25 protein-coding genes are annotated in these 26962 nt (G+C 73.0%); 7 read left to right on the top strand and 18 right to left on the bottom strand.

Going from position 1 to position 26962, the window contains the following annotated elements; all coding sequences use genetic code 11:
* Positions 1-99: 99 nt before the first annotated feature.
* From ACWFR1_RS01890 to ACWFR1_RS01860, 7 genes are read right to left on the bottom strand one after another with little or no spacing between them, the layout of a single operon-like run.
* Positions 100-864, bottom strand: a complete 765-nt coding sequence (locus ACWFR1_RS01890) for an ABC transporter ATP-binding protein (RefSeq protein ID WP_453545418.1) — start codon at positions 862-864, stop codon at positions 100-102.
* Positions 865-877: 13 nt separating this feature from the next.
* Complete coding sequence (locus tag ACWFR1_RS01885) at positions 878-1810, bottom strand: ABC transporter permease (RefSeq protein ID WP_453545377.1); 933 nt, start codon at positions 1808-1810, stop codon at positions 878-880.
* Between the two features lie 48 nt (positions 1811-1858).
* Positions 1859-2704: a glycosyltransferase family 2 protein gene (locus ACWFR1_RS01880; RefSeq protein WP_453545416.1), complete on the bottom strand. Its 846-nt coding sequence runs from the start codon at positions 2702-2704 to the stop codon at positions 1859-1861.
* A gap of 47 nt (positions 2705-2751) precedes the next feature.
* Complete coding sequence (locus ACWFR1_RS01875; RefSeq protein ID WP_453545375.1) at positions 2752-3531, bottom strand: CDP-alcohol phosphatidyltransferase family protein; 780 nt, start codon at positions 3529-3531, stop codon at positions 2752-2754.
* The gene (locus tag ACWFR1_RS01870) at positions 3509-4570 is read right to left on the bottom strand and encodes an iron-containing alcohol dehydrogenase family protein (protein WP_453545373.1); all 1062 of its coding nucleotides are present in this window, start codon (positions 4568-4570) and stop codon (positions 3509-3511) included. Before ACWFR1_RS01870 ends, ACWFR1_RS01875 begins: the two co-directional genes overlap by 23 nt.
* Complete coding sequence (locus tag ACWFR1_RS01865; RefSeq protein WP_453545371.1) at positions 4558-5295, bottom strand: phosphocholine cytidylyltransferase family protein; 738 nt, start codon at positions 5293-5295, stop codon at positions 4558-4560. Before ACWFR1_RS01865 ends, ACWFR1_RS01870 begins: the two co-directional genes overlap by 13 nt.
* Complete coding sequence (locus ACWFR1_RS01860; RefSeq protein WP_453545414.1) at positions 5292-7124, bottom strand: DUF5941 domain-containing protein; 1833 nt, start codon at positions 7122-7124, stop codon at positions 5292-5294. Before ACWFR1_RS01860 ends, ACWFR1_RS01865 begins: the two co-directional genes overlap by 4 nt.
* A 433-nt stretch (positions 7125-7557) precedes the next feature.
* On the opposite strand from ACWFR1_RS01860, the gene ACWFR1_RS01855 reads away from it, so the two are divergent.
* The 3 genes from ACWFR1_RS01855 to idi all read left to right on the top strand — a co-directional run bounded on the left by ACWFR1_RS01855 (position 7558) and on the right by idi (position 10762).
* Positions 7558-8499, top strand: a complete 942-nt coding sequence (locus tag ACWFR1_RS01855) for a cation diffusion facilitator family transporter (RefSeq protein WP_453545369.1) — start codon at positions 7558-7560, stop codon at positions 8497-8499.
* Positions 8500-8697: 198 nt separating this feature from the next.
* Positions 8698-9990, top strand: a complete 1293-nt coding sequence (locus ACWFR1_RS01850; RefSeq protein WP_453545367.1) for a GNAT family N-acetyltransferase — start codon at positions 8698-8700, stop codon at positions 9988-9990.
* A gap of 151 nt (positions 9991-10141) precedes the next feature.
* Positions 10142-10762, top strand: a complete 621-nt coding sequence (idi, locus tag ACWFR1_RS01845) for an isopentenyl-diphosphate Delta-isomerase (RefSeq protein ID WP_453545365.1) — start codon at positions 10142-10144, stop codon at positions 10760-10762.
* A gap of 89 nt (positions 10763-10851) precedes the next feature.
* On the opposite strand, the gene ACWFR1_RS01840 is transcribed toward idi, so the two are convergent.
* Complete coding sequence (locus tag ACWFR1_RS01840; RefSeq protein ID WP_453545412.1) at positions 10852-11304, bottom strand: ATP-binding protein; 453 nt, start codon at positions 11302-11304, stop codon at positions 10852-10854.
* Positions 11305-11434: 130 nt separating this feature from the next.
* On the bottom strand, positions 11435-12115 hold the full coding sequence (locus ACWFR1_RS01835) for an HdeD family acid-resistance protein (RefSeq protein ID WP_453545363.1): 681 nt from the start codon (positions 12113-12115) through the stop codon (positions 11435-11437).
* Positions 12116-12181: 66 nt separating this feature from the next.
* On the opposite strand from ACWFR1_RS01835, the gene ACWFR1_RS01830 reads away from it, so the two are divergent.
* On the top strand, positions 12182-12925 hold the full coding sequence (locus tag ACWFR1_RS01830) for an enoyl-CoA hydratase/isomerase family protein (RefSeq protein WP_453545362.1): 744 nt from the start codon (positions 12182-12184) through the stop codon (positions 12923-12925).
* Here the strand turns inward: ACWFR1_RS01830 and ACWFR1_RS01825 are convergent, their stop codons facing one another.
* Positions 12926-13573 carry a DJ-1/PfpI family protein gene (locus ACWFR1_RS01825; RefSeq protein WP_453545360.1) on the bottom strand — a complete coding sequence of 216 codons (648 nt, stop codon included), beginning with the start codon at positions 13571-13573 and terminating at the stop codon, positions 12926-12928. It abuts the gene before it with no gap.
* A 182-nt stretch (positions 13574-13755) separates the two neighbouring features.
* Positions 13756-14727 (bottom strand): GlxA family transcriptional regulator, encoded by a 972-nt coding sequence (locus ACWFR1_RS01820; RefSeq protein ID WP_453545358.1) that lies wholly within the window; start codon positions 14725-14727, stop codon positions 13756-13758.
* Positions 14728-14864: 137 nt separating this feature from the next.
* On the opposite strand from ACWFR1_RS01820, the gene ACWFR1_RS01815 reads away from it, so the two are divergent.
* Together ACWFR1_RS01815 and ACWFR1_RS01810 are read left to right on the top strand one after the other, a co-directional pair.
* Complete coding sequence (locus ACWFR1_RS01815) at positions 14865-15731, top strand: SCO6745 family protein (RefSeq protein WP_453545356.1); 867 nt, start codon at positions 14865-14867, stop codon at positions 15729-15731.
* 137 nt (positions 15732-15868) lie between these two features.
* Positions 15869-18361, top strand: coding sequence for a Tex family protein (locus ACWFR1_RS01810; protein WP_453545354.1), 2493 nt, complete (start codon positions 15869-15871; stop codon positions 18359-18361).
* A gap of 108 nt (positions 18362-18469) precedes the next feature.
* On the opposite strand, the gene ACWFR1_RS01805 is transcribed toward ACWFR1_RS01810, so the two are convergent.
* The 4 genes from ACWFR1_RS01805 to ACWFR1_RS01790 all read right to left on the bottom strand — a co-directional run bounded on the left by ACWFR1_RS01805 (position 18470) and on the right by ACWFR1_RS01790 (position 21884).
* Positions 18470-18871, bottom strand: coding sequence for a hypothetical protein (locus ACWFR1_RS01805; protein ID WP_453545352.1), 402 nt, complete (start codon positions 18869-18871; stop codon positions 18470-18472).
* The gene (locus ACWFR1_RS01800) at positions 18868-19599 is read right to left on the bottom strand and encodes a 2-phosphosulfolactate phosphatase (RefSeq protein ID WP_453545350.1); all 732 of its coding nucleotides are present in this window, start codon (positions 19597-19599) and stop codon (positions 18868-18870) included. Before ACWFR1_RS01800 ends, ACWFR1_RS01805 begins: the two co-directional genes overlap by 4 nt.
* 28 nt (positions 19600-19627) lie before the next feature.
* Entirely contained in the window at positions 19628-21265 is a 1638-nt protein-coding gene (locus ACWFR1_RS01795) for an ABC-F family ATP-binding cassette domain-containing protein (RefSeq protein ID WP_453545348.1), read from the bottom strand.
* Positions 21266-21356: 91 nt separating this feature from the next.
* Positions 21357-21884: a hypothetical protein gene (locus ACWFR1_RS01790; RefSeq protein WP_453545346.1), complete on the bottom strand. Its 528-nt coding sequence runs from the start codon at positions 21882-21884 to the stop codon at positions 21357-21359.
* Positions 21885-21966: 82 nt separating this feature from the next.
* On the opposite strand from ACWFR1_RS01790, the gene ACWFR1_RS01785 reads away from it, so the two are divergent.
* Positions 21967-22923: an FAD-dependent oxidoreductase gene (locus ACWFR1_RS01785; protein ID WP_453545344.1), complete on the top strand. Its 957-nt coding sequence runs from the start codon at positions 21967-21969 to the stop codon at positions 22921-22923.
* 125 nt (positions 22924-23048) lie between these two features.
* Here the strand turns inward: ACWFR1_RS01785 and ACWFR1_RS01780 are convergent, their stop codons facing one another.
* The 3 genes from ACWFR1_RS01780 to ACWFR1_RS01770 form a co-directional block, all read right to left on the bottom strand.
* Positions 23049-23357, bottom strand: coding sequence for a hypothetical protein (locus tag ACWFR1_RS01780; protein ID WP_453545342.1), 309 nt, complete (start codon positions 23355-23357; stop codon positions 23049-23051).
* A gap of 118 nt (positions 23358-23475) precedes the next feature.
* The gene (locus tag ACWFR1_RS01775; RefSeq protein ID WP_453545340.1) at positions 23476-24783 is read right to left on the bottom strand and encodes a M14 family zinc carboxypeptidase; all 1308 of its coding nucleotides are present in this window, start codon (positions 24781-24783) and stop codon (positions 23476-23478) included.
* Complete coding sequence (locus tag ACWFR1_RS01770) at positions 24780-26831, bottom strand: Xaa-Pro dipeptidyl-peptidase (RefSeq protein WP_453545338.1); 2052 nt, start codon at positions 26829-26831, stop codon at positions 24780-24782. Before ACWFR1_RS01770 ends, ACWFR1_RS01775 begins: the two co-directional genes overlap by 4 nt.
* Positions 26832-26962: the final 131 nt, after the last annotated feature.

Here is a 26962-nt window from a genome sequence, read left to right as displayed (position 1 = left end):
GTCCCGATACTGGTGTATCGGGACGACCCCGACAACGCGGCGAGCGTGCGTGCCAGACGCCGCCCGGCAGACGGGACTTTCGAAACACGCCCTAGCTTGCTAGCGGGCGGTCTCCCGCTCGTAAGCCTTGAGGACCTCGTCCGTGGGGCCGTCCATCAGGAGCTGCCCCTTCTCCAGCCAGAGCACCCGGTCGCAGGTGTCCCGGATGGACTTGTTGCTGTGGCTGACGAGGAAGACCGTGCCGGCCTCCTTGCGCAGCTCGCGGATGCGCTCCTCGGAGCGGATCTGGAACTTGCGGTCACCCGTCGCGAGCGCCTCGTCGATGAGGAGGACGTCGTGGTTCTTGGCGGCCGCGATGGCGAAGCGGAGCCGGGCGCCCATGCCGGAGGAGTACGTGCGCATGGGCAGGCTGATGAAGTCGCCCTTCTCGTTGATGCCGGAGAAGTCGACGATGCCGTCGTAGCGCGTGCGCACCTCCTCGCGGCTCATGCCCATGGCGAGACCGCCGAGGATCACGTTGCGCTCGCCCGTCAGGTCGTTCATGAGCGCCGCGTTGACGCCGAGGAGCGAGGGCTGGCCGTCGGTGTAGACCTTGCCGCTCTCGGTGGGCAGCAGACCGGCGACGGCGCGGAGCAGGGTGGACTTGCCGGAGCCGTTGGAGCCGATGAGGCCGATGGCCTCGCCCCGGTAGGCGGTGAAGGTGACGCCGCGGACCGCGTGGACCTTGCGGACGCCGCGGGTCACCTCGGCCTTGCCGCGCCCGACGATCCGGCTGAGCGCCGCGGTGGCGCTGCCCTTGCCGCCGCCACCGGTGTGGACCCGGTAGACGATGTGGACGTCGTCGCAGATGACGGTGGGGACCATGCTCGGGTTCGAATCAGCCACGGCCGTACCTCTCCTCGGCCTTCCAGAAGTAGACGAAACCGCCGATGCCGAGGGCGAGCGCCCAGCCGAGGGCGGTCAGCCAGACGTGGTTCGGCAGGTTCTGCGCGCCGTACCCGTCGATGAGGGCGAAGCGGATCAGGTCCATGTAGACGGCCGCCGGGTTGTACATGAGGATGTCGGCGATCCAGGCCGGCTTGTCGGCGAGCATCACCGGGATCGAGAACATGACGCCGGACGCGTACATCCAGGTCCGCATGATGAACGGCATCAGCTGGGCGAGGTCGGGCGTCTTGGAGCCCATCCTGGCCACGATCATGGCGAGTCCGACGTTGAACACGAACTGCAGGAACAGCGCCGGGATCACGAGCAGCCACCGGAGGGAGGGGTAGCTGCCGAACGCGATCGCGACCGCCACGAGCACGATCATCGAGAACAGCAGCTGCTGGAGCTGCTGGAGCGAGAAGGAGATCGGGAGGCTGGCCCGCGGGAAGTGCAGGGCGCGGACGAGCCCGAGGTTGCCCGCGATCGCCCGGACGCCGGCCATGACCGAGCTCTGCGTGAAGGTGAACACGAAGATGCCGGTGACCAGGAAGGGGATGTAGACCTCCTTGGTCATCCCCTGTCCGGCACCCAGGATCAGCCCGAAGATCAGGTAGTAGACCAGGGCGTTGAGCAGGGGGGTCGCGACCTGCCACACCTGGCCCAGCTTGGCCTGGCTGTACTGGGCGGTCAGCTTGGCCGAGGAGAAGGCCAGGATGAAGTGGCGGCGGCTCCACAGATCACGTACGTACTCGAACAGCCCGGGCCGGGCCCCGCTGACCGAGAGACCGTATTTCGCGGCCAGCTCGGCCGGGGCCAGGCCCTCGTCGACGGACGGGGGCGGCGCGCTCGTCGCGACCGCCCCGCCCTGGTGTGTGTCACTCACAGTCGAAACTTTCGTGTTCAAGATGCGCGGCACGTCGGTACCACGATGTCAGACGACCGGGGGGCGACCCAGCCGGGTCAGCCGCCACACCGTACGCCACCTCATCGGGCGGCGCGGACCGCAGGGAGTCGCCCACCCTTCGCGGAAACCGCCGAACCACGCCTTGAGCGCGGGGAGCGAGGGCCGACGGGCCAGGGTGAGCAGCAGCCAGACGCCGAGATACGCCGGCACCAGGGGCGCGGGCAGATTGCGACGTGCCAGCCACACTCGGTTACGGGCCACGTTGAAGTGGTACGAGGCGTGGCGGGAGGGTGCCGTAGTGGGGTGCAACAGCACCATGTCGGAACGGTAGTCGATCATCCAGTCGGCGTCGAGCGCGCGCCAGGCGAGGTCGGTCTCCTCGTGCGCGTAGAAGAACTCCCCCGGCAGCGTGCCCACTTCGGCGAAGACCTTGGTGCGGACGGCGTTGGCGCCGCCGAGGAAGGTCGTCACGCGCGAGGAGCGCATCGGATCGGCGGAGCGCAGTCGCGGCACGTGCCGGCGCTGGGTGACCCCGGTCTCCGGATCGGCGATGCGGAAGCTGATGATGCCGAGGCGCGGGTCCGCCGTGAAGGCCTGGCGGACCAGCTCGGCGGTGTCCGTGTGGGCGAGCAGCCCGTCGTCGTCGAGGAAGAGCAGGACGTCGACGTCGGTGCCGCCGGGCCCGAAGGCCTCGATGCCGACGTTGCGGCCGGCGGGGATGCCGATGTTCTCCGGCAGGTCGACGGTACGGACCCAGCCGGGCACCCCGGTGACCGGGGTGCCCTGCCCGACGACGACGACCTCGACCGGGTCGCCCTCCTGCTTGGCGACCGAGTCGATCAGTGCACGCAGGTCGTCGGGGCGGTTGCCCATCGTGATGACGACGGCTCCCACCTTGAGCGGAGAACTCACGGCCGGCCTCACTTCAGCCTGCTGGAGACCAGGATCGACACCAGGTGCAGCACGGTCTGGAGCAGGGCGATGCCGCAGAGGACGGCGACACCGAGCCGGGAGAAGAAGAGGTCGCCCCTGACCTGGTCCGCGATCGCGAGGGCCAGGATGAGGAAGGAGGCCTCGATCCCCAGGATCAGCCGGTGGAACTTGAGCGCGGCGGCGGCCTTGCGGGCCAGCGCCATGCCGGAGGAGCGCGGCTCGGAGGCCGCTTCCTTGACCGGCGGGAGTCCGCCCTGGTGCCGGGCGACGCCGACGAGGTCGGTCTCCGCCTTGATCAGGATCGCGCCGAGGGCGGCGAGCGTGCCGAGGAAGGCCCACAGCCAGTCGATCCGGCCCGAGCCCCACGGGTCGGCGGCGCGCAGGCCGAAGCCGACGAGGACCGCCGCGTCGCAGAGGTACGCGCCGACCCGGTCCAGCCAGACGCCCTGGAGCGAGAACTGCTTCTTCCAGCGGGCCACCTCGCCGTCGACGCAGTCGAGCAGCAGGTACATCTGGACCATCACGACGCCGAGGACGGCACCCGTGACGCCCGGCACGAGGAGCGCCGGGGCGGCGAGGACGCCGAAGACGGTCATCAGGTAGGTCAGCTGGTTGGGCGTGACCCGCGTCGTCACCAGCTGCCGGGTGATCCGCAGCGAGATCTCCCGCATGTACAGGCGGCCGCCCCAGTGCTCGCCGCTCCGCCGGTCCTTCACCCCCGGAGGGTGGACGACCGGTCGGAGCTCAGCTACCGATGGCTTTTGCATAGTCGGCGTACGCGTCCCTGATCTCGTCGTCGGACAGGTCGAGGTGTTCGAGGATGGTGAAACGGCCCGGCCGGGTCTGCGGGGCGAAGGACACCGCCTGGACGAACTCGTCCACGGTGAAGCCCATCTCCTCCGGCAGCACGGGCAGCCCGTGCCGGCGCAGGGTCTCGACCATCAGCGCGGAGCCCTCGGGGGCGCCGCGCAGGTGCATGGCGAAGGCCGCGCCGAGACCGCACTGCTCGCCGTGGCTGGCGGCCCGGGTCGGGAAGAGCAGGTCGAAGGCGTGGCTGATCTCGTGGCAGGCGCCCGAGGAGGGGCGGGTGTCACCGCTGATGGACATGGCGATGCCGGACATCACCAGGCCCTCGGAGAGCGTGACGAGGAAGTCGTCGTCACCCACCCCGCCGGGGTGGCGGAGCACGGCCTCGCCGGCGCTGCGCGCCATGGCGGCCGCGAGACCGTCGACGGGCTCGCCCGTCTCGCGGTGGGAGAGCTCCCAGTCGGCGATGGCGGAGAGGTTCGAGATCGCGTCGCCGATGCCGGAGCGGACGAAGCGCACCGGGGCGTCCCGGATCACGTCGAGGTCGATGACCAGCGCGATCGGGGTCGGCACACCGTACGAACCGCGCCCGTTGTCGTTGTCCAGGGTGGACACCGGCGAGCAGATCCCGTCGTGCGACAGGTTGGTGGCGATGGCCACCAGCGGCAGGCCGACCCGGGCCGCCGCGTACTTGGTCACGTCGATGATCTTGCCGCCGCCGAGGGCGACCACGGCGTCGTACCGCTTGCCGCGCATGGCGTCGGCGAGCTTCACGGCCTCGTCGATCGTGCCGCCGGAGACCGGGTACCAGTCGGCGCCCGGCAGCTCGGGCGCGAACTGCTCACGCAGCTTCAGGCCCGAACCGCCGCTGATGGCGACGGCGATCTTGCCGTTGCTGGAGATCCGCTGGTCCGCGAGGAGCGCGGACAGGTCGTCCAGCGCTCCTCGGCGGATGTCGACGACGACCGGCGACGGGATCAGCCGGGTCAGTACTGGCACGCGATCTCACGGCCCTTCGCGAGGTCGTCGTGGTTGTCGATCTCGACCCACTTGACGTCGCCGATGGGGGCCACGTCGACGGCGAAGCCGCGGTTGACGAGTTCCTGGTAGCCGTCCTCGTAGTAGAGGTCGGGGTCGCGCTCGAAGGTGGCCTTGAGGGCGTCCGCGAGCTCCTCGGCGGCCTCGGGCTCGATCAGCGTGACGCCGATGTACTCGCCGGTGGCGGTGGCGGGTTCCATCAGCTTGGTGATGCGCTGGACGCCCTTGCCCTCGGCGGTGATGACCTTCATCTCCTCGTCGGCGAGCTTCTTCACCGTGTCGAGGGCGAGGATGATCTTCTGGCCGTTGCCGCGGGCGGCGAGGAGGGTCTCCTCGACGGAGACCGGGTGGACGGTGTCGCCGTTGGCGAGGATCACACCGCGCTTGAGGACCTCACGGGCGCACCACAGGGAGTAGGCGTTGTTCCACTCCTCGGCCTTGTCGTTGTCGACGAGGGTGATCTTGAGGCCGTACTTGGCCTCCAGGGCGTCCTTGCGGTCGTAGACGGCCTCCTTGCGGTAGCCGACGACGATCGCGACCTCGGTGAGACCGATCTCGGCGAAGTTCTTCAGCGTCCCGTCGAGGATCGTGGTCTCGCCGTCGACGGGCACGAGGGCCTTCGGAAGGGTGTCGGTGTAGGGGCGCAGACGCCGTCCGGCACCGGCTGCGAGTACGAGGCCGATCATGCTGTTTCTCCTTCGTCGTGAACGGCGGGTGCTCCGGAGGAGACCCAGAAACGGATGGACTCCACGAGCACCACGAGCGCGACGGCGACCGCGAGGGCGGTCAGCGCCAGGGTGAAGTCGTCACCGCGGTCCGCCAGGAGGGCGGCGAGAGCGACCACGAGGAGCGTGCGCCCCTCGTGTCCGCCGGTGACGCGCACCAGCCACGCGGGCGGCGCGCCGGTGCCCCCGCGAATGCGGTACACCGTGTCGTAGTGATGGTAGGCGACCGCCGCGACCAGCCCGAATGCCGCGGGCAGGGCCTGCGGGGAGTCGGAGCGGGCGGCGAGGACGAGCACGGTGGTGTACTCGGCGGCGCGGAAGAGCGGGGGGACGAGCCAGTCGAGGGCGCCCTTGAGGGGGCGGGCGACGGCCGCGCCGGAGAGGATCACGTAGCCGATGGCGGCGATCACGATCTGGCGGTCGCCGAACGGCCAGGTGAGTACGGCGAACAGCAGGGCCGCCGCGGCGATCGCGGCGAAGACGACCCCGGCGCCCCGGGCTCCGGAGCGGCCGGGGATCCGGGCCACCAGCTCGGCGAGCGGCCCCGAGTCCGCGAGGTCCGCGAGGGCCTGGGCGGCCCGGTCCGTCCTCTTCGCCTTACGGGTCAGGGACCGCAGGACGCGGCCCGCCGTGGTGTAGCAGGCGCCGAACGCGCAGCCGACGATCAGCGCCCAGAAGACGATCCGGGGGGTGGTGACGGCGGTGAGGACGGCGATCATCGCCCAGCGCTCGCCGATCGGCAGGATGATCATGCGGCGGGCCCAGACGGTCCAGCCGAGGCTGTCGAGCCGGTCGGAGAGGGCCGCGGTGGGGCTCGTGTTGGCCGTGGCGTCGTGGTTGGCCTCGTTGAACGAGAAGTCGACGACGTGCCGGCAGGTCATGAGGATCATCGCGCCGAGCGCGAGGGCCCAGACGTCGTCGCCGTTGCGGGCGGCGCCGAGGGCGAGGCCCGCGTAGAAGGCGTACTCCTTGGCGCGGTCGAAGGTGGCGTCGAGCCAGGCGCCCATCGTCGAGTACTTCAGCGCGTACCGGGCGAGCTGCCCGTCGGTGCAGTCCAGGACGAAGGAGACGAGGAGGAGCACGCCGGCGGCGATGTAGCCGCCGCGCTCCCCGGTGGCCGCGCAGCCGGCCGCGATCAGCGCGGTGAGCAGCGAGGCGGTGGTGACCTGGTTGGGGGTCAGTCCGCGGCGCGCGCACCAGCGGGCGATGTAGCGCGAGTACGGGCTGATGAAGAAGGTGGTGAAGAACCCGTCGTGGGCCTTGACGGCCGAGCGGAGGCGTACGGCCTCGTCGTCGACGGCGGCGACGGCGGCGCGCGCCTCGTGGCGGGCCTCGGCGTCGGTGGGCACGGTGGCGACGAGGGTGCCGAGCTGGGGCCGGTGCACGGCGACGCCGTCGGCGTCGAGGGCGTCGGCGAGCGTGCCGGTGAGGTCCTTGGCGGGGGCGTCGGGGACACCATCGGTGCCGGTGGTCCCCGCGGGGACGGTCGCGGTGGTCAGGGCCGTCAGCGCGCGGGTGAGCGCGGGGCGGGCCCCGGGCTGCGCGGTGAGGGCGCCGGGCGCGGCCGCGGCCGGGAACCGGGGGTCGGTGAGGGCGAGGCGCAGGGCGTGCAGGTGGCCGACGAACCGGGGGTCGACGAGCGCGACGCGCTCACCCGCCGGGACGGAAGCCAGCGCGGTCCCGGTCTCCCGTGGGCCGGAGGCGATCCGGACGTCGAAGCCGAGCGACCGCAGATCAGCGTCGAGCGAGGATCCGGGTGCCGGCGGGCCGGTGAGGATGGCGGTCGACAGACGAACTCACTCCTTGGAGCTGACGAGGGGCCGGCGGGGCCGTGGCGGTCCCGGGCGCGGCGGTGCGGCCCGGCGCCGGGCGGCGGCACGTCGGCTGAGGCTATCGGATGAACGGAGCGTGAGTTCACCGAGGCTTCGCGGCCAGGACTCCCCCGGGCCCACCCGTGGCCTCACGGGCGGACCGTCTCCCGCGAAGATCGTCGGGGGCAGTCGGCGGACCGCGCCGCGGACGGCTCCCGGACCGCGCGGCGGCCACGGACCGAGCACGCGCCGAGGGCCCCGGGGCCCACTTCCCGCCATGGCCGGTCCTGGCCGCATCGCCGCAGGTCAGAGCATATGACAACGGTGTTCAGTACCGTGTTGCGCATACCCCCCACCCGTAGTTCACTGGCCACCTGGGGCAGACGGAACGACGCGATCGGGAGGCCATCTCATGGGGGCTGGACACGACCACGGGCACAGTCACGGCGGAGCGCCCCCCACGGGCACCGCGGGGGCCGCCTACAAGAGCCGGCTGCGGATCGCGCTCGGCATCACGCTCTCCGTGATGGTGATCGAGATCATCGGCGGTGTGGTCGCCGACTCGCTCGCGCTGATCGCCGACGCGGCGCACATGGCGACGGACGCCGTCGGCCTCGCGATGGCCCTGCTGGCGATCCACTTCGCCAACCGGCCGCCCTCCGGCAACCGCACCTTCGGTTACGCCCGGGCCGAGATCCTGGCGGCGCTGGCCAACTGTCTGCTGCTGCTCGTCGTCGGCGGCTACGTGCTGTACGAGGCGATCCAGCGGTTCGTCGAGCCCGCCGAGACCAAGGGCGGTCTCACGATCGTCTTCGCCGTGGTCGGCCTGGTCGCCAACATGATCTCCCTGTCCCTCCTCGCGCGGGGCCAGAAGGACAGCCTCAACGTCCGCGGCGCGTATCTGGAGGTGCTCGCGGACGCGCTCGGCTCGGTGACGGTGATCATCGCGGCCGGCGTCATCCTGGCCACGGGCTGGCAGTACGCCGACCCGATCGCCTCGATCCTGATCGGCCTGATGATCGTGCCCCGCACGGTCAAGCTGCTGCGCGAGACCCTGGACGTCCTCCTGGAGGCGGCGCCCAAGGGCGTCGACATGGCGGAGGTACGGGCCCACATCCTGGCCCTGCCGGGCGTCGAGGACGTCCACGACCTGCACGCCTGGACGATCACCTCGGGCATGCCCGTGCTCTCCGCCCATGTGGTGGTGGACCAGGGCGCGCTGGACTCGGTCGGGCACGAGAAGATGCTGCACGACCTCCAGGGGTGCCTGGGCTCCCACTTCGACGTGGAGCACTGCACCTTCCAGCTGGAGCCGGCCGGCCACGCGCAGCACGAGGCGAGACTCTGCCTCTGAGATCGGCGGCCTGTTAGGCTCCTCGTACGTCCACGTGTGGAGAGGAGCTGAGGTTGATGACCGTCGCGATGGAGGCTGCCCAGTGCGGCAGCGCCCGGTCCTGCTTCAGCTTCCGGGTCACCGGCTGATCTGACCCCGGTCTTCCCACCGGTACGTCACGTCGTCGGCCGGGGCCCTCTCACACAAGGGTTTCCCACGTTGTCCGACAACGCTCTGCACGACTCCTTCTTCGCCCTGCACCACGGTCTTCCGCGGCAGGGTCCCGGCTCCGACACCACCACCCGTCGGCTCCTCGCGCTCGTGGGGCAGCTTCCGGAGCGTCCGCGCGTGCTCGACCTGGGCTGCGGCCCGGGCCGTTCCGCGCTGCTCCTGGCCGCCGAGGCGGGCGCCGAGGTGACCGCCGTCGACACCCATGAGCCGTTCCTCGCCGAGCTGCGGACTTCCGCCGCCGCTCGCGGTCTCGACGGTTCGGTCCACACCCTCCGCGCCGACATGGGCGCACTGCCGCTCCCCGACGGCTCCTTCGACCTGGTCTGGGCCGAGAGCTCGGTCTTCGTGCTCGGCTTCGACCGGGCGCTGGCCGAGTGGCGCAGGCTGCTCGCGCCCGGCGGCACGCTCGTGCTCACCGAGTGCGTGTGGACCACAGAGGAGCCGGGCCCCGCGGCCCGCGCCTTCTGGGAGGACCACTACACCCTCCGTACCGTCGCCGGGAACGCGGCGGCGGCGGTCGGCGCCGGCTATCACGTCCTCGGCACCGTCCCGCAGCCGGAGAGCGACTGGGACGAGTACTACGTCCCGCTCGCCGCGCACGCCGAGGCGGCGGACACCACCGTGCCGGGCATGGCCGAGGCCGTGGCCGGGGCGCGCGCGGAGATCGCGCTGCGGCGCGAGCACGGCGGCGACTACGGCTACGCCGGCTTCGTCCTGCGGCCCGCCGATCCGCGCTGGGGCTCCCCCCACGCCCCCGGGCGCAGGGGGAGCATCCGCCAGGAGACACCCGAGGACTCCGCGGAGGTGTGGCGGGTCGTGTCGACGGCCTTCGGGTCGGTGGACACCCCGTCGGCGACGGAGGCCGATCTGGTCGACAACCTCCGGCTGGACGCCGACGCCTGGCTGCCCGGTCTGTCGTACGTGGCGGAGGCCCCGGACGGCACGGTCGTGGCGCACGCCCTGATCACCCGGTGCCGGGTGGGCGGCGCCCCCGCGGCGGCGCTCGCGCCGGTCTCGGTGGCGCCGGAGTACCAGCGGACGGGGGCCGGACAGGCGGTCGTCCGGGCGGTGCTCGACGCGGCCCGACTCCGGGGGGAGCCGCTCGTCCTCGTCCTGGGGCACCCGGAGTACTACCCGCGGTTCGGGTTCGTACGGGCATCCGAGTATGGAATCGAGCCGGGTTTCGAGGTTCCGGACGAGGCCATGATGGCCCTTGTCCTGGACGGTTCCGCGCCCGTTCCCGCGGGCACGCTCGTCTATCCGGCGGCTTTCGCCGTCTGACGGCCCACCGAGGTCCCTCCGCTCCCGCCGCACCGGTGTACTCCGGTGCGGTGGGAGCGGCGACGTCCGGCCGACGAAGTGCGGACAAGCCGCTTTTGTACGGCAGACTGGGGTGGCCCCACCGGGCCGAGGACCGAAGCGAAGGACGGGTATGCCGACCACACCAGCCACAGTGGATCAGATCTCGCCGGAGATCACGTCGAACGGCGTCCAGCCGTCCGGAGCCCCGGCGCCGATCATGCTCGAACTGGTCGACGAGGACGGGAAGACCATCGGTACGGCGGAGAAGCTCGCCGCCCACCAGGCGCCGGGTCAGCTGCACCGCGCCTTCTCCGTCTTCCTCTTCGACGAGTCCGGCCGGCTGCTGCTGCAGCGCCGGGCGCTCGGCAAGTACCACTCCCCCGGCGTCTGGTCGAACACCTGCTGCGGCCACCCCTACCCGGGCGAGGCGCCGTTCGCGGCGGCCGCCCGGCGGACCTTCGAGGAGCTCGGTGTCTCGCCGACGCTGCTCGCCGAGGCGGGCACCGTCCGCTACAACCACCCGGACCCGGCGTCGGGCCTGGTGGAGCAGGAGTACAACCACCTCTTCGTCGGCCTCGTGCAGGCCGAGCCGCGGCCGGACCCGGAGGAGATCAGGGACACCGCTTTCGTGACCCCCGCCGAGCTCGCCGAGCGGCACGCCGTCGCGCCGTTCTCCGCCTGGTTCATGACGGTGCTCGACGCGGCGCGTCCGGCCGTCAGGGAGCTGACGGGTCCGTCCGGGGGCTGGTGACCGCCACCTCCTGAGGCGCGCCCCCCGGCCCCGGTGCCATCGGGGCCGGGGCCTGTCTGACCATTCGCGTCGGATGAGGCCGGGAATGGTCAGGCAGGCCCCAGGGGCAGCGCCGCCCAGATGATCTTCCCGCCGCTCGCGGTGTGCTCGACGTCGCAGGCTCCGCCGGCCTCCTGGGCGATCTCCCGGACCAGGAGCAGCCCGCGGCCCCCGGTCTGCCCGTAGTCCGCCTCCAGTGCCTTGGGGCGGTACGGGTGGTTGTCCTCGACGGACACCCGGATCCACTCGGGGCCGATCGCGACCTCCACCGCTATCTCCGGCGACAGCAACGCCGCGTGCCGCACGGCGTTGGTGACCAGTTCGGAGACGATCAGGAGCAGGCCGTCCATGATCTCCTCATGGACGGGGACTCCCTGGCGGACCAACAGGTCGCGTACGGCGTGCCGGGCCTGCGGGACGGAGACGTCGACCGCGGGTGCGGTGAAGCGCCAGACTCCTTCGTAGGACGGTGACCGGGCGGGTACACCTCCGTGGGTGTCCACGGTCCGGTTCCCACCCTCGTGCTCGATTCTCGCCACGGATCGAGTCTTGGCAATCCGCGTGGGCAGACCGGCCTACTGACCAGAAGTCGACACTTATCGGCCACCTTCTGATCGGGTGGGTATGCCAACGTCAGTTGTTCGACTGATCGTGCGCGTTTTCTGAAGGCCCCGGTTCGGCCGGCTCCGCGGCGGGTACCGACCCGGGTACCGGCGGCGTCACCATACTGACGATCCGCCTGCCGCCCACGCCGATCGCGATCAGGCCGAGGCCGTCGAAGAGCAGCGCCAGCGAGAAGAAGACCCCGAGGACGTACCGGCTGCTCTCCGGCCAGTCGAAGAGGACGAGCAGCCCGAGCAGCAGGCCGAACGCACCCTGGAGCAGGGTCCAGCCGAACTGCGGGCCCCGCACCACCACGCTGCCGACGAGCCGGAAGAGGCCGCCGGTGAGGAAGAGCAGCGCGGCGAACATCGTCAGCGCCTCCGCCGAGCCCTCCGGGTGACGGATCACCACGACACCGGCCGCTATGTTCAGGGCGGCGACCACGACAGCGAGCCAGAAGTAGCTCGTGCCCCGCGACTGGATGGCCTGGAGCAGGCCCACGCCACCGCCGATCAGCAGCAGCCAGCCGAAGAGCAGCATCGAGGTCAGGGTGGCGAGACCCGTGTAGACCAGGCCGACGATTCCGCCGATCACGAGCAGACCGCCGAGCACGGCGAGCCAGCTGAAACTGCGGTTGAGCCGCTTCCCCTCGCGAGCCATGTCCCCGACCGGGTCCGGTCCCGCGTACGTCTCGTGGGCGTCCTTCGCCATGTGGTGCCTCCTCCGGGCGCCCCCTTCCTGATCGTACGTTCGGGTCCGGCGGATAGCATCCGGCCCATGGAGCCGCAGCTGAAGGACACCGTCACGGACGGCGTCGCCACCGTCGTCATCGCCAACCCCGCCAAGCGCAACGCGATGAGCGCCGCCATGTGGCGCGCGCTGCCCGGCGTGCTGGACCGGCTGGCCGGCGACCGCGCGGTGCGGGCCCTGGTCCTGACCGGCGAGGGCGACACCTTCTGCGCCGGCGCGGACATCTCGGGGCTGCGCGAGCCGGGCGACGAGCAGCAGAGTCTCGCGGTACGGGCCGAGGAGGCGCTCGCGGCCTTCCCGAAGCCGACGCTCGCGGCCGTCCGGGGCTTCTGCGTGGGGGGCGGCAGCCAGCTCGCCGCCGCCTGTGATCTGCGGTTCGCCGAGGAGGGCGCCCGCTTCGGGATCACCCCCGCGAAGCTCGGCATCGTCTACCCGTCCTCGTCGACCCGGCGGCTGACCGCCCTCGTGGGCCCTTCAGCCGCCAAGTACCTCTTGTTCTCCGGCGAGTTGATCGACACCGAGCGGGCGCTGCGGACCGGGTTCGTGGACGAGGTCCACCCGGTGGGCGAACTGGACAAGCGGGTGACCGAGTTCGCCCGGGTCCTCGTCGCGCGCTCGCTGCTCACCCAGGCCGCGGCCAAGGAGTTCGCCGACGGGCGGACCGACCGGGACGCCCACTGGGTGGAGCGGGCGCGCGGCAGCGGCGACACCGCGGAGGGGGTCGCCGCCTTCCTGGAGCGCCGCGCGCCCCGCTTCACGTACGGGCTCTGATCAGCGCTTCCGCGCGGCGGCTGCCCTGTCGCCGCCGTTTCGCCAGTACGCGACGATCTCGGCCGGGGCCTTCTCCGGGGAGCCCGCGTCGTACGGCGGCTGCGGGTCGTACTCCGTGAGCAGCTGGATCGTCTGGGCGGTCCCGTCGCCGGCGATCCGGCCCAGCAGGTGCAGGGCCATGTCGATGCCGGAGGAGACCCCGGCTGCGGTGACGTACTTGCCGTCGAAGACGACCCGCTCGCCGGTGGGCTCGACGCCGAGGGCCCGCAGCTCGTCGAAGGCGAGCCAGTGCGTCGTCGCCCGGCGGTCCGCGAGCAGTCCGGCCGAGGCGAGGATCAGCGAGCCGGTGCAGACGGAGGTGGTCCAGGTGCTGGTGGCGTCGGCGGTACGGAGCCAGTCGAGGATCTCCGGGTCGTTCACGGCCTCCCGGGCGCCGGGGCCGCCGGGGACGAGGACGATGTCCGGGTGCGGGACCTCGGCGAGCGTCCGGTCGGCGACGAGCGCGAGGCTGGCCTGGTCGTTGCGGACGGGGCCGGTCTCCTTGGCCACGAAGACGGTCTCGGCCCCGGGAAGGCGGGCGAGGAGCTCGTACGGTCCGACGGCGTCGAGCGTGGTGAAGCGGTCGTAGAGCAGGACGGCGATCTGCATGGTGGTCCCTTTCGGGGGTGAGGGCCTTGACGGCCTGGTCGAACCATGGGTCCACGGGCAAAGGGTCGGCCCACGGAGAGGTTGCTTCCGGACGGCGCTCGGCCGACCACGGAGCGGAGACCGACGGCGGAGACCGACGGCGGAGACCGACGGCGCAGGCCGACGGCGGCGGGGGCGGGCGGTCAGGCAAGGGGGCCGTGGAAGCGGCGGCGGTACTCCGCGGGGGCGGTGCCGAGCGCCTTGGCGAAGGCGCGGCGCATCGCCTCGGGGGTGCCGTAGCCGGAGGCGCGGGAGACCTCCTCGACGCCGCGCGAGGTCTCCTCCAGGAGGCGGCGGGCGTGTTCGAGCCGGACCCGGTCGACGTAACGGCCGGGGGTGGTGCCGGTCTCGGCGTGGAAGGCGCGGGCGAAGTGGCGGGGCGAGAGCCGGGCGCGGGCGGCGAGCGCCTCGACGGAGAGATCCCCGCCGGGATGCTCGGCGATCCACTGCTGGAGGTCGCGCAGCGGCTCCCGGTGAGCGGTCTGGGCGGCGAGCTGGACGCTGAACTGGGCCTGGTTGCCGGGACGGCGCAGGAAGACCACCAGGTGGCGGGCGATGGTGAGGGCGACGTCCCGGCCGAGGTCCTCCTCGACGAGGGCCAGCGCCAGGTCGATGCCGGCGGTGACGCCGGCGGAGGTCGAGAGGCGGCCGTCCCGGACGAAGATGGGGTCCGGGTCGACGTCGACCTCGGGATAGCAGCGGGCGAGGTGGTCGCAGGCGAGCCAGTGGGTCGTCGCCCGGTGTCCGTCGAGGAGCCCGGCCTCGGCGAGGAGCAGCGCTCCGGTGCAGACGGAGACCAGCCGCCCGGCGTCCGGGGCGTGCGTGCGCAGCCAGTCGATCAGGGCCGGGTCGGGTCGGCGGGTGCCCTCGCCGCCGGGGACGACGAGGGTGTGCGGGGGGCCGTCGGCGACCGCCGCGGCGAGGGTCGTGTCGGGGAGCAGCCGCAGCCCGCTGTGCGTACGGACCGGTCCGCCGTCCAGGGAGGCGGTGCGGATCGGGTACGCGGCGGGGTCCCCGGCGGCACGGGCCGCACCGGCGAAGACCTCGAAGGGGCCGGTGACGTCGAGGCTCTGCACGCCGTCGAAGAGGACGACGAGAACGGGTCGCTGCGTCATGTCCCCATCCTTGGCGGCTACGGCGGTGTCCGCAACGACGCGCATCCCACCTTTCCTGCCATCGGGCGACAGCGCATCGACAGCGGAGAGCCGGCCACCTGTTCCCGTCGTACCGACCAGTCGGTAACGTACGGCTCATGACGACTGCCCTGCCGCCGCGCGCCGGACGCCGCTGCCACAACGCCCTCAACCCGCTGCACTCCACGCTCTACTTCTCACCCGACCTGGACCGGGAGTTCAGCGCCCTCGGCTTCACCGACCAGAGCGCGATGCGGCTCGCCGCGCGGAGCGCCGCCCTCGGCGCGGTGGGTGCGGGCACGGTCGCCGCGACCTTCTACAACTACAACCACGAGCTGCTCGCCCGGCACCTCCCCGCCGTCTGGGAGACCGCCTCCCCCGCCGACGTCCTGGACGCGCGGCTGCGGACCGTGGACGCGACGCTGCGCCGGCTCCTGGGCGAGGACGTCGTCTCCTCGCCGGAGATGGCCGAGGCCGCGGTGCTGGCCCTGCGCGCCACGGAGGCCTGCACCCGGCACGCCCGGCCGCTCTACTCGGCCCACGCGGACCTGCCGGTGCCGGAGGCCCCGCACCTCGCCTACTGGTACGCCGCCACCCTGCTGCGGGAGCACCGCGGCGACGGCCACCTCGCGGCGCTGCTCACGGTCGGGCTCGACCCCGTCGAGGCCCTCGCCTCGCACACCGCCACCGGCAAGGGCATGGCCCCTCGCTGGGTGCTCGGCTCGCGCGGCTGGAAGCGCGCCGACTGGGACGCGGCGACGGAGCGACTGCGCGGGCGCGGCCTGCTCGACGCCGACGGCGAGCTCACCGAGGCGGGTACGGCCCTCCGCGACGAGCTGGAGGAGCGGACCGACGTGCTGGACTCCGCCCCGTACGAGCACCTCGGCGCGGCGGGCGTCGAGCGGCTCACGGAGCTGGGGCGCGGCTTCCTGGTCACCGCCGCGGTCGCGGGCGCCTTCCCCGCGGACCTCGTCGGCAAGGGCTGACACCGGCTCACGGCGTCCGACAAGGGCTGACGCGGGCGCCGGGACGCGCGCGGGACGGGCCGGTTGCCGCATCCGGGTGACCGACCCGGCACAATGCACTCGCAAGCTTGAGGCACGAGAAGGCGAGTCGGGACACCGTGACGACGTCCATCGAAGCAAGGATCGCCGAGGAGCTCGGCGTACGCGACCGACAGGTGAAGGCGGCCGTCGAGCTGCTCGACGGCGGTTCGACCGTGCCGTTCATCGCGCGCTACCGCAAGGAAGCGACCGAGATGCTCGACGACGCGCAGCTCCGCACCCTGGAGGAGCGGCTGCGCTATCTGCGCGAACTGGAGGACCGCCGGTCGGCGATCCTCGACTCGGTACGCGAGCAGGGCAAGCTGTCGGAGGAGCTGGAGGCCCGGATCCGGGCCGCCGACACCAAGGCGCGCCTGGAGGACATCTACCTGCCCTTCAAGCCGAAGCGCAGGACGAAGGCCCAGATCGCCCGCGAGGCCGGTCTGACGCCGCTGGCGGAGGGCCTGCTGAGCGACCCCTCGGTCGAGCCGACGGCCGCCGCGGCCGCCTTCGTGGACGCGGACAAGGGCGTCGCGGACGCCGCCGCGGCCCTGGAGGGCGCGCGGGCGATCCTCACCGAGAAGTTCTCCGAGGACGCCGACCTGATCGGCGAGCTGCGCGAGCGGATGTGGGGCCGGGGCCGGCTGGTCGCCAAGGTCCGCGAGGGCCACGGCGACAGCAAGGAGGGGCCGGGGGCGAAGTTCGCCGACTACTTCGACTTCGCCGAGCCGTTCACGGCGCTGCCCTCGCACCGGGTGCTCGCCATGCTGCGCGGCGAGAAGGAGGACGTCCTCAGTCTGGACCTGGAGCCCGAGGAGCCGTCCGAGACGCCCGGCCCGTCCTCGTACGAGGGCATCGTCGCGCACCGCTTCGGCGTGGCCGACCGGGGGCGCCCCGGCGACAAGTGGCTCCAGGACACGGTCCGCTGGGCCTGGCGGACCCGCATCCTGGTACACCTCGGGATCGACCTGCGACTGCGGCTGCGGACGGCCGCCGAGGACGAGGCGGTCCGGGTCTTCGCGGCCAACCTGCGCGACCTGCTGCTCGCCGCGCCCGCCGGCACGCGGGCGACGCTCGGCCTCGACCCCGGCTTCCGTACGGGTGTGAAGGTCGCGGTCGTCGACGCGACCGGCAAGGTCGTGGCCACCGACACGATCTATCCGCACGTCCCCGCCAACAAGTGGGACCAGGCGCTCGACCGGCTGGCGCGCCTCGCGAAGCAGCACGGGGTCGAGCTGGTCGCGATCGGCAACGGCACGGCCTCCCGCGAGACCGACAAGCTGGCGGCCGAACTCCTCACCAAACACCCGGAGTTGAACCTGACCAAGGTGATGGTCTCGGAGGCCGGCGCCTCGGTCTACTCGGCCTCCGCCTTCGGCTCGCAGGAACTCCCCGACCTCGACGTGTCGTTGCGCGGCGCCGTGTCGATCGCGCGGCGGCTCCAGGACCCGCTGGCGGAGCTCGTGAAGATCGACCCGAAGTCGATCGGCGTCGGGCAGTACCAGCACGACCTGGCCGAGGTGAAGCTCTCGCGCTCGCTCGACGCCGTGGTCGAGGACTGTGTGAACGGCGTCGGCGTCGACGTCAACACCGCCTCGACGCCGCTGCTTTCGCGGGTCTCGGGCATCAGCGCCGGTCTCGCCGAGAACATCGTCGCGCACCGGGACGCCAACGGACCGTTCCGCTCCCGCAAGGCGCTGAAGGACGTGGCCCGGCTCGGTCCGAAGGCGTACGAGCAGTGCGCGGGCTTCCTGCGCATCCGGGGCGGCGACGACCCGCTCGACTCCTCGGCCGTGCACCCGGAGGCGTACCCGGTGGTGCGCCGGATGGCGAAGACGACCGGCGGCCAGGTCGCCTCGCTGATCGGCGACACGGGCACGCTGCGCTCGCTGCGCGCCGACGACTTCGTCGACGAGACCTTCGGTCTGCCGACGGTCACGGACATCCTGCGCGAGCTGGAGAAGCCGGGCCGCGACCCGCGACCGGCGTTCAAGACGGCCACCTTCAAGGACGGCGTCGAGAAGATCGGCGACCTGGTGTCGGGGATGGTCCTGGAGGGGGTCGTCACGAACGTGGCCGCCTTCGGGGCGTTCGTCGACATCGGTGTGCACCAGGACGGCCTGGTGCACGTGTCGGCGATGTCGAAGACCTTCGTCAAGGACCCGCGCGACGTCGTGAAGCCGGGCGACGTGGTCAAGGTCAAGGTCATGGAAGTGGACATCCCGCGCAAGCGGATCTCCCTGACCCTGCGCCTGGACGACGAGGCCGGCGCGGACGCGCAGGGCGGCGCGCCCAAGCGCGAGCGGGGCGAGCGCGGCGACCGCGGTGAGCGGGGAGACCGCGGTGAGCGGGGAGACCGCGGTGAGCGGGGAGACCGCGCCGGCCGACCGCCGCAGCAGCGGCAGGGCGGTGGCGGCGGTGGCGGGAGCCGGGACGATCGCGGGAAGCGGAACGACCGCGGTGACCGGGGTGGCCGAGATCGTTCGGCGGCGCCCGCGCCCTCCAACAGCGCGATGGCGGACGCGCTCCGCAAGGCCGGCCTCCTGGGCGAGGGCGGCGGCAAGCGCCGATAGGAGTACGGGGGGAACGGGGAGTACAGGGCGAAGGCGCCCTCGACCCCCGCCTCCACGTGAAGGAGGCCACAGCCCACCGGGCTGTGGCCTCTCCGCGTCGACGCGCCGCTACGGCAGGAAGCGCAGGGCCCACTCCGCGCGGTTGGCGACCGAGAGGTCGTCGTCCTCGGTGAGCGGCTGGAGGACGGCGCTCGCCGTCTTCGGGTCGGCCTGGACCAGGTCGACGATCTCGGCGGCCAGGCCGTCCTGGTCGTCGCCGAGGTCGACGGACGAGGCGCGGATCAGGGTCGGCAGGGCCTCCGGACCGCCGATCGCGGCGAGGACCCCGCCGAGGAGCTCACGAGCGTAGGCGTTCCGCTCGGTGAGGGCCCGGTCCAGCTCCGCCTGGAGGCGGGGCAGGAGGCCGGCGTCGCCCGAGGCGGCGACCTCGTCGGCGAGGTCGATCGTCTCGTCGACGTCCGCGTCGAGATCGTCCAGCATCTCGGTCAGCCGGGTCAGTAGGTCGGTCATGGTGCTGCCTCCTGGAATGCACCGTCCACGAGGACGGGGACGGTCGTCGAGCTGTCGATCTCGGCGGCCACGGCCACGTCCTGCGGAAAGCCGTACTCGTACAGTTCACGGCCCGAGTCGCAGCCGTGCAAGGCGGCGACCGGGTCTTCCGTCGCCGCCCAGAGCGTGGCCGCCGCGGCCGCCTCGGGGGTCAGGACGCCCGGGCCCTTGAGCGCGGCGAGGACCGCTCCCGCGCCCAGCAGGTCCTCCAGGGCGGGGCGCAGCGAGCCGTCGGGCCACCGCTCGCCGGCGGCGATCACGGCGAGCGGTCGGTCCGCGGAGCCGTACCCCCGGTCCGTGAGCCAGCGGGCGACTGCCGTGCGGTTGCGCAGGGAGGCGGCGACGACGGTCGCGCCTCCCGAGGCGGCCTCGGCCGCGATCGTGGAGCCGTTCGGGGACGGCAGGAGCAGCCGCGGCGGCATCGGGGCGGCGCGCAGGGCGGCCGGCGAGAGCGTCCACGGATGCTCGGGGGTCGCCTCGCTCCGGCCGACCGCGAGGACCGCGCCCACGCGCTCCGCGTGCGCGGCGGCGGTCGCGCCGCCCCACCGGCGCGGGTGCACGGCCGCACCGCCCTCGACGGCGACGCCGACGGCCGTGGTGAAGGAGAGCACGTCGACCACGACGACACAGTGGGTCGCCAGATCGACGTTCCTCGCCCCGACGGGCCCCCAGGCGAAGGCGACCGTCATCGGGGGTTCCGTCCGGAGGAGACCGCCATCAGAGCTCGGTCACCTTGCCGTCGGCGACCTCGATGCGGCGGTTGGTGCGGACGGCGTCCAGCATGCGCCGGTCGTGGGTGACCAGGAGCAGGGTGCCGGTGTACGAGTCGAGGGCCGACTCCAGCTGCTCGATGGCCGGCAGGTCCAGGTGGTTGGTCGGCTCGTCGAGGACGAGCAGGTTCACGCCCCGGCCCTGGAGCAGGGCGAGCGCGGCGCGCGTCCGCTCGCCCGGGGAGAGCGTGGTGGCGGGCCGCAGCACGTGCTCCGCCTTCAGCCCGAACTTGGCGAGCAGGGTGCGGACCTCGGCGGGCTCGGTGTCGGGCACCGCCGCGCAGAAGGCCTCCAGGAGCTTCTCGGTGCCGTGGAAGAGCTTGCGCGCCTGGTCGACCTCGCCCACGACGACGCCCGAGCCGACCACGGTGTCGCCGGAGTCCAGCGGGAGGCGGCCGAGGAGGGCGGCGAGCAGCGTCGACTTACCGGCTCCGTTGGCGCCGGTGACGGCGACGCGGTCGGCCCAGTCGATCTGGAGCGTGACGGGGCCGAAGGCGAAGTCGCCGCGGCGCACCTCGGCATCGCGCAGGGTCGCCACGACCGAGCCGGAGCGCGGGGCGGCGGCGATCTCCATGCGCAGCTCCCACTCCTTGCGGGGCTCGTCGACGACGTCGAGGCGTTCGATCATGCGCTGGGTCTGCCGGGCCTTGGCGGCCTGCTTCTCGCTGGCCTCGCTGCGGGCGTTGCGGCCGAGCTTGTCGCCGTCGGTGGCCTTACGGCGGGCGTTCTTGACGCCCTTGTCCATCCAGGACCGCTGCATGTGGCCGCGGGCTTCGAGGGCGGCCTTCTTGCCCGCGAACTCCTCGAAGTCCTCGCGGGCGTGCCGCCTGGCCCTGTCCCGCTCCTCCAGGTACGCGTCGTAACCGCCGCCGTACAGGGTGATCTGCTGCTGGGCGAGATCGAGTTCGAGGACCTTGGTGACGGTCCGCGTGAGGAACTCGCGGTCGTGGCTGATGACGACCGTCCCGGCGCGCAGCCCCTTCACGAAGGACTCCAGGCGCTCCAGACCGTCGAGGTCCAGGTCGTTGGTGGGCTCGTCGAGGAGGAAGACGTCGTAGCGGGAGAGGAGGAGCGAGGCGAGCCCGGCGCGGGCGGCCTGGCCGCCGGAGAGCGAGGTCATCGGCTGGTCGAGGCCGACGGTGAGCCCGAGGGAGCCGGCGACCTCCTCGGCGCGCTCGTCGAGGTCGGCGCCGCCGAGGTTCAGCCAGCGGTCCAGCGTCTCGGCGTAGGCGTCGTCGGCGCCGGGCGTGCCGTCGACGAGCCCCTGGGTGGCCTCGTCCATGGCGGTCTGGGCGGCGGTGACGCCGGTGCGCCGGGCGAGGAACTCGCGCACGGTCTCCCCGGCGCGCCGCTCGGGCTCCTGCGGGAGGTGGCCGACGCTCGCGGTGGGCGGGGAGAGCCGCAGCTCGCCCTCCTCCGGGGCGTCGAGCCCGGCGAGCAGCCGGAGCAGCGTGGACTTCCCGGCGCCGTTGACGCCGACGAGGCCGATGACGTCACCGGGGGCGACGACGAGGTCGAGCCCGGCGAAGAGGGTGCGTTCGCCGTGGCCGGCGGCGAGGTCCTTGGCGACGAGGGTTGCAGTCATGAGGGTACGAATCCTAGGCGACGGCGGGGGCGCTCCGATCGGCGCGCCCTCACCGCGACGGCCTGGGCACGGCCGACCGGGCGTGCCCGGGTCAGGCGGCGGCGAGCCGTACGGCGTGGGGCCCTGCCGTCGCGTCGGCGAGGAGGCGGAGCAGGACGGCCCGGTAGGCGTCGCCGCGGAAGCGGTACGGACCGACGCCCGGGTAGCCGTCGCGCTCCAGGTCCACGGGGTCGCCGGGCGCGGGGTAGGTGGTCTGCGTCGGGTCGCCGGGCGCGGGGTCGCCGGTCTGCGCCGGGTCGGTGGTCTGCCAGGCGAAGTCGCGCCAGACGACGTCCTGGCCGTCGCGCTCGACGACGGCGGTGACGGCGCCGCAGCCGGGCTCGTCGCAGTCGGGGCAGGAGTAGACGATCCGGCGGCCGGCGGAGTCCGCGGAGTCGAGGAGCAGCAGGCGGACGTGCTCGGCGCGGATGGCGGGCGGGAGGTCCGAGGCCAGGGGCGGGACGGCGTCGACACCCTCGGCCTCGTCGAGCCGGTGGAGCAGGGGCCTGCCGTCGACCACGAGATCGGGGGTGTCGCGGTGAGGGCCGGTGAGGTCGAGGGGCGTGTACGCGGACGGCATACAGGAAGTATTTCCCCGGGCCCGGTCCCGTTCCATGGCTGCGGAGTCCCGGAAATGTCCCGGTCCGGGTACGGTCCCCGCCATGGACAGCGACGTGATCGTGGTGGGTGGCGGAGTCGTCGGGCTGACGACGGCGGTGACCCTGGCGGAGCGCGGACTGCGCGTACGGGTCTGGTCACGGGACGACGTGACGGCGACGACCTCGGCCGTGGCGGGTGCCCTGTGGTGGCCGTACCGGATCGAGCCGGCGGCGGAGGTCGGGGCCTGGGCGCTCGCCTCCCTCCGGGTGTACGGGGAGCTGGCCGCCGATCCGGAGCGGACGGGGGTGCGGTGGGTGGCCGGGGTCCACGCGGATGTGGTCCTGGCCGGGCTCGGCCCATGGGCGAAGGAGGTGCCGGGCATGCGGCAGCTGTCTCCTGAGGAGGTGCCGGGGCGGTACGGCACGGGTCTCGCCGCGCGGCTGCCGCTGATCGACATGCCGGTCCATCTGGCGTGGCTGCGGGGCCGGTTCGAGGCGGCGGGCGGAGTCTTCGAGCGGCGCGCGGTCACCGGCTTCGGAGAGGCGGCGGCGCGGGCGCGGGTGGTCGTCGACTGCTCGGGGCTCGGCGCGCGGGAGCTCGCACCGGATGCCGGACTGCGGCCGGTTCGGGGGCAGTTGGTGCTGGTGGAGAACCCGGGTGTCGAGGAGTGGTTCACGGCGGCGGACGACGGGGCGGGCGAGACGACGTACTTCTTCCCGCAGCCGGGGCGGCTGGTGCTCGGCGGGACGGCCGAGGAGGGCTCGGAGCGGCTCGACGCCGATCCGGCGACGGCGGCGGCGATCGTCGCGCGGTGCGCGCGGGTGCGGCCGGAGATCGCGGGGGCGCGGGTCCTCGGGCACCGGGTGGGGCTGCGGCCCGCGCGGGTGGGCGGCGTACGGATCGAGGCGGTGCCGCTGCCGGGCGGCGGGCGGCTGGTGCACCACTACGGGCACGGGGGCGCGGGGGTGACGGTGGCCTGGGGGTGCGCGGAACGGGCGGCCGAGCTGGTGTGTGCCTGACGCGCGACGGACCCCACGACTGACCGACGACGGACGGGGGCGGCGGAGACGGCCGGCCGGGGACCGACCGCGGGGCGGGCGCGGCCCCTTTTCGGCCGCTCCCGCCCCGCTCCTCGTTGCTCCTGCTACCGCTGCTTCCAGAGCGGCGGACGGTTGTTGTTCTCGGCGTCGTGGCACTGCTGGGCGCGGCTCTCCAGGGCGTCGGCACGGGCGGCGGCCTTGCGGGCCTCCGTCGTGGCACCGAGGCGCCGGAGCTTGGCGGCCCGGTCGCGCTCCTTGTGGGCGTCGGCCCGCAGCTTGTCGATGTTGCAGCTGATCGTGGCGGCGGCCGCGGGTTCGGCGGTGGCCGTCTGGCCGAGCAGCACGCCCCCGGCGAGCAGCGTCGTGGTGAACACGGCCGTCAGGGTGCGGCGCAGGGGCATCGCGTGGCGCATGGTGGTTCTCCAACTTCCCGGCGATCACCGCCGGTATGAGGCATGGTCAGTACCGGTCGGTAACTTTACCTCTGCGAAAGCCGGCTTCCCGCCATCGCGCGCCCGTGGCCCGGGACCGTCAACATTCCTTCACAGGACTCCCACTGACGAGGTGATAGGTCGCCCGCTCGTCCAGGAGGAGCGGGACGAGCGCACGCTGCGACTGGCGCAGCGGCACGAACGCGCCGGCTCCGTCCGGCCGGACGGTGACGCCGTGGAGGTCGAGCTCGTCGCCCACCTCGGCGTACTGCGTGGCGTCGAGGCGGTAGCCGCAGGGCGGGTCGGCGAGGATCTCGCCGGGCTCCGGCGGGTCGTTGTCGGCGCCGCCGAGGAAGACCGGGCCGCGGTCCGCGAATCCCCGGTGCCGGGCGGCCGCGGTGGCCGCCGTGAGCGGCCCGCGCCGCTCGTCGACATAGGCGAACGCCCCTTCCAGAGCGGCCCGTTGGGTGGCGAATCGGCGCCGGTGGTTGCGCGCCGGGTCGTCCTTCTCGACCTCGTCGAGCGCGTCGACGCGGGTCTCGACGAGCAGGCCCGCCGAGTGTTTGATGCCCGCGGTGTTGCGCAGGATCCGCTCCTGGCCGTCCCCCGCGACCTGCTTGACCGGCTTGCCGGTGAGGGGGTCGGTCCAGATGCCGTAGATGCCGGTGCTGTAGCCGGCGAGCCCGGCGGCGGGCCGGACGTAGGACTCCGAGAGCGCCCGGGACTCGTCGTGGACGTGCGGGTCCGCGTCGAGGCTGCGGGGCCAGAGGGCGAGCAGGTCCTTGTCGTAGTAGCGGGGAGTGGCCCCGTACTCATGGAGGTCGTAGACGAGTTCGGGGTGCCGGTCGCGGATGACGGCGGCCACGGCCCGTGCCTCGGCGGTGCGCAGGGCGAGGTGGTCGCGGTTGACGTCGATGCCGTCGCCGTTGCCCCGGGTGTCGGCCTCCCGTCCGTCGGGGTTGGCGGTGGGGACGACGAGGAGGGTGGTCCGGGCGAGGAGGCGCAGGGTGTCCCGGTCCTGGGCGTGGGCGAGGTCGCGGAGCGTGCTCAGGCAGGCCTCGCGACCCGCCGGCTCGTCGCCGTGCTGGCTGCAGACGAGCAGCACGGTGGTGCTGCCCGTTCCGAGGGTGGCGAGCCGCAGTGGTCTGCCCTGCGACGTGGTGCCGATCGTGCGCAGCGCCACCCGCTCGCTCCCCCGGTCGACGGCCGCGAGGAACTCCCGCTCCTCGGCCTCCGTCGTCCACCGGGCCCCGTGGCTCGTCTCGAACCCGGTGCGCGGGAGGGGGTGCGGCGGCGCGCTGTCCGCCGCTTCGGCCCGCACGGTGACGAGCGGCAGGGCGAGGACGGCGGCGCCCACCGCGAAGGCGAGCCCCCGGCGCGAACTCCGGTGCGCGGTACGAGGTCTCATCGGGCGGCTCCGGGCGAGGGAAGGCGCGGTCCGGTGACGGCGGCCGGCGGTACGGGGCCGGTCAGGGACGGCCTGGCGGCGGGTGAGGGCAGGGCCGGCGCCGCCCCCGTCGTCGCCGCGGCGAACGCGTCGGGGCCGCCGACCAGGGGCAGCCTCGCCGACGTACGGCTGAGGTCGAGGGTCAGGGTCGGCGTGGTCGACGGAGGGTCGATCAGGTCCTTGTCGGTGCCGCCGACGATCAGGGCGAGGCGGTGGCCCGCCGGGACGACGTGGTCGGTGGCGGCGAGGTTCAGGGTGAGGGTGTACGCCCTGCCGGGGGTCAGCGGCCGCTCCCGGCCGGGGTCCGCCCAGGTGCCGAGGTCGGCCCAGCCGCGGCTGACGACCGTGTACCCGACGTCCGTCGTGCGGGCCCGGGTCTCCTTGAAGCAGGCGCTGTCGCCGAGGGTGCTCGCGCCCCAGCAGGTGCGGTCGGTGAGGGTGGTGATGCCCTCCCCCGCCGCCCCGTAGTCGCGGATCGTGTCGGGGCCGAGGTCGACGAGGACGGCGGAGAGGTGCGCCGTGGAGGTGGTCGGGGTGGCGGTGACCGTCACCTTCGACGAGCCGGAGATCCGCAGCTCCCGGGAGAGCGGGCGGGTGACGAAACCGGCCTTCTCGGGGGTCGCTGAGTCGACGCGGGCGGCCCAGTCGAGCTCGCCGAGCCCGGGGTCGTCGGTGAAGGTCGCGGTGGAGCCGGCGGCGGCGGGGGTCCGGCCGAGGGAGCCGGCACCGGAGCCGGTGGCCGGGGCGGGGCGCAGGGTGGTGGCCTCGGTGCCGCGCGGCGGCCAGTGCCGGTCGGTGGTCCAGCGGTCCGGGGCGCGCTCGATGTCGGCGACCGGTTCGCGGTCGATGCCGTTGTCGTATCCGAGCAGGTAGTGGTCGAACCAGCGGTGCAGGGTGCGGACCCAGTCGGCGCGCCGGAAGTCGAAGGGGTCGACGTGGCCGGTCTGGGAGAGCCAGATCTTCCGCTCGACGCCGTGGGCGGCGAGCGCGTCCCACCACTGGCCGAACTGGTTGGCGCGGACGTTCAGGTCCTGCTGTCCGTGGACGACGAAGACGCTGGCCTTCACCTTCGAGGCGTCCGGCACGTGGTTCCGCTCGCTCCAGGCGGGGGTCCAGTCGCCGCTGTACGGGGTGGCGGCGGTGATCCGGTCCTGGACGGCGCCGCAGCGGGCCTTCGCGTCGGGGCTGTTCACGTAGTCGGAGAGCCAGCTCGGGTTGGCGTCGTAGAGCGGGGCGCCCTGGGAGTGGAAGTAGTCGTACCAGGAGGAGATGGCACCGATCGGAACGATCGTTTTCAGCCCTTCCACCCCGGTGGCGGCCACGCCGTTGGCGACGGTGCCGTCCCAGCTCTTGCCGATCATGCCGACGTTGCCGGTGGTCCAGCCGGTGGCCCCGGCGCGGGTCGTGCCGGTGCGGGTGGTGTAGCCGCGGGCGCGGCCGTTCAGCCAGTCGACGACGGCCTTGGCGGACCGGACGTCGGAGCGTCCGCCGACGTCGTCGCAGCCGTCGGAGCGGTTGGTGCCGGCGAGGTCGACGGCGACGAAGGCGTACCCGCGCGGGACGAAGTAGTTGTCGTAGAAGAGCGGGAACTGGACGGGGTTCCCGTCGGCGTCGTACGTCTTCTTCTGGCCCTCGTTGCCGCGTCCGCAACAGGCGTAGTAGGGGCTGGCGTCCATGATGACCGGGATCTTCCGGCCCGCCGCGGCGGGCTCGCGGGGCCGGACGATGTCGACGGCGACCCGGTCGTCGCGTCCGTCGCCGTCGCCGTCGAGCCCGGTGTCGACCCAGACGGACTCGCGGAGGGCGTCGGCGTAGGAGTGGACGGGGCGGGACTCGCGTACGGAACTCGTAGAAGGCGCGACAGGCACGGCAGGCGCGGCGGCCACCGAGGGCTCCGGCTGCGCGCCCGCCGGGGTGACCAGGGTCGCGACGAGGGCTGCCGTGGCCGCGGCCACGAGCGTTCCGTACGGCAGTCGGGCTCCGCGGGTTCTCCGCTTTCGCTTCGGCATGGGCGGGAACGTACCCCGGTCAACTCCCGCGCAAAAGAGTGCCGGAGGGAATCAGGGGTGATTCAGGGGCGTCCGGTGGCGGAGGGGTTCATGTCGGCCGAATGGCGATCGTGTGACAGGGGATCCTCTGG

This window comes from Streptomyces sp. NPDC055103 (genome assembly GCF_053607625.1).
Note: the sequence above shows the minus strand (reverse complement) of the source record. Positions and strands in the feature narration are given on the sequence as shown.

What these genes read in the sequence shown, in the direction of transcription:
- ACWFR1_RS01890 (WP_453545418.1), bottom strand. Translation starts at nt 864, where the DNA reads ATGGTCCCCACCGTCATCTGCGACGACGTCCACATCGTCTACCGGGTC.
- ACWFR1_RS01880 (WP_453545416.1), bottom strand. Translation starts at nt 2,704, where the DNA reads ATGGGCAACCGCCCCGACGACCTGCGTGCACTGATCGACTCGGTCGCC.
- ACWFR1_RS01875 (WP_453545375.1), bottom strand. Translation starts at nt 3,531, where the DNA reads ATGCAAAAGCCATCGGTAGCTGAGCTCCGACCGGTCGTCCACCCTCCG.
- ACWFR1_RS01865 (WP_453545371.1), bottom strand. Translation starts at nt 5,295, where the DNA reads ATGATCGGCCTCGTACTCGCAGCCGGTGCCGGACGGCGTCTGCGCCCC.
- ACWFR1_RS01855 (WP_453545369.1), top strand. Translation starts at nt 7,558, where the DNA reads ATGGGGGCTGGACACGACCACGGGCACAGTCACGGCGGAGCGCCCCCC.
- idi (WP_453545365.1), top strand. Translation starts at nt 10,142, where the DNA reads ATGCCGACCACACCAGCCACAGTGGATCAGATCTCGCCGGAGATCACG.
- ACWFR1_RS01835 (WP_453545363.1), bottom strand. Translation starts at nt 12,115, where the DNA reads ATGGCGAAGGACGCCCACGAGACGTACGCGGGACCGGACCCGGTCGGG.
- ACWFR1_RS01830 (WP_453545362.1), top strand. Translation starts at nt 12,182, where the DNA reads ATGGAGCCGCAGCTGAAGGACACCGTCACGGACGGCGTCGCCACCGTC.
- ACWFR1_RS01825 (WP_453545360.1), bottom strand. Translation starts at nt 13,573, where the DNA reads ATGCAGATCGCCGTCCTGCTCTACGACCGCTTCACCACGCTCGACGCC.
- ACWFR1_RS01820 (WP_453545358.1), bottom strand. Translation starts at nt 14,727, where the DNA reads ATGACGCAGCGACCCGTTCTCGTCGTCCTCTTCGACGGCGTGCAGAGC.
- ACWFR1_RS01815 (WP_453545356.1), top strand. Translation starts at nt 14,865, where the DNA reads ATGACGACTGCCCTGCCGCCGCGCGCCGGACGCCGCTGCCACAACGCC.
- ACWFR1_RS01805 (WP_453545352.1), bottom strand. Translation starts at nt 18,871, where the DNA reads ATGACCGACCTACTGACCCGGCTGACCGAGATGCTGGACGATCTCGAC.
- ACWFR1_RS01800 (WP_453545350.1), bottom strand. Translation starts at nt 19,599, where the DNA reads ATGACGGTCGCCTTCGCCTGGGGGCCCGTCGGGGCGAGGAACGTCGAT.
- ACWFR1_RS01795 (WP_453545348.1), bottom strand. Translation starts at nt 21,265, where the DNA reads ATGACTGCAACCCTCGTCGCCAAGGACCTCGCCGCCGGCCACGGCGAA.
- ACWFR1_RS01790 (WP_453545346.1), bottom strand. Translation starts at nt 21,884, where the DNA reads ATGCCGTCCGCGTACACGCCCCTCGACCTCACCGGCCCTCACCGCGAC.
- ACWFR1_RS01785 (WP_453545344.1), top strand. Translation starts at nt 21,967, where the DNA reads ATGGACAGCGACGTGATCGTGGTGGGTGGCGGAGTCGTCGGGCTGACG.
- ACWFR1_RS01780 (WP_453545342.1), bottom strand. Translation starts at nt 23,357, where the DNA reads ATGCGCCACGCGATGCCCCTGCGCCGCACCCTGACGGCCGTGTTCACC.
- ACWFR1_RS01775 (WP_453545340.1), bottom strand. Translation starts at nt 24,783, where the DNA reads ATGAGACCTCGTACCGCGCACCGGAGTTCGCGCCGGGGGCTCGCCTTC.
- ACWFR1_RS01770 (WP_453545338.1), bottom strand. Translation starts at nt 26,831, where the DNA reads ATGCCGAAGCGAAAGCGGAGAACCCGCGGAGCCCGACTGCCGTACGGA.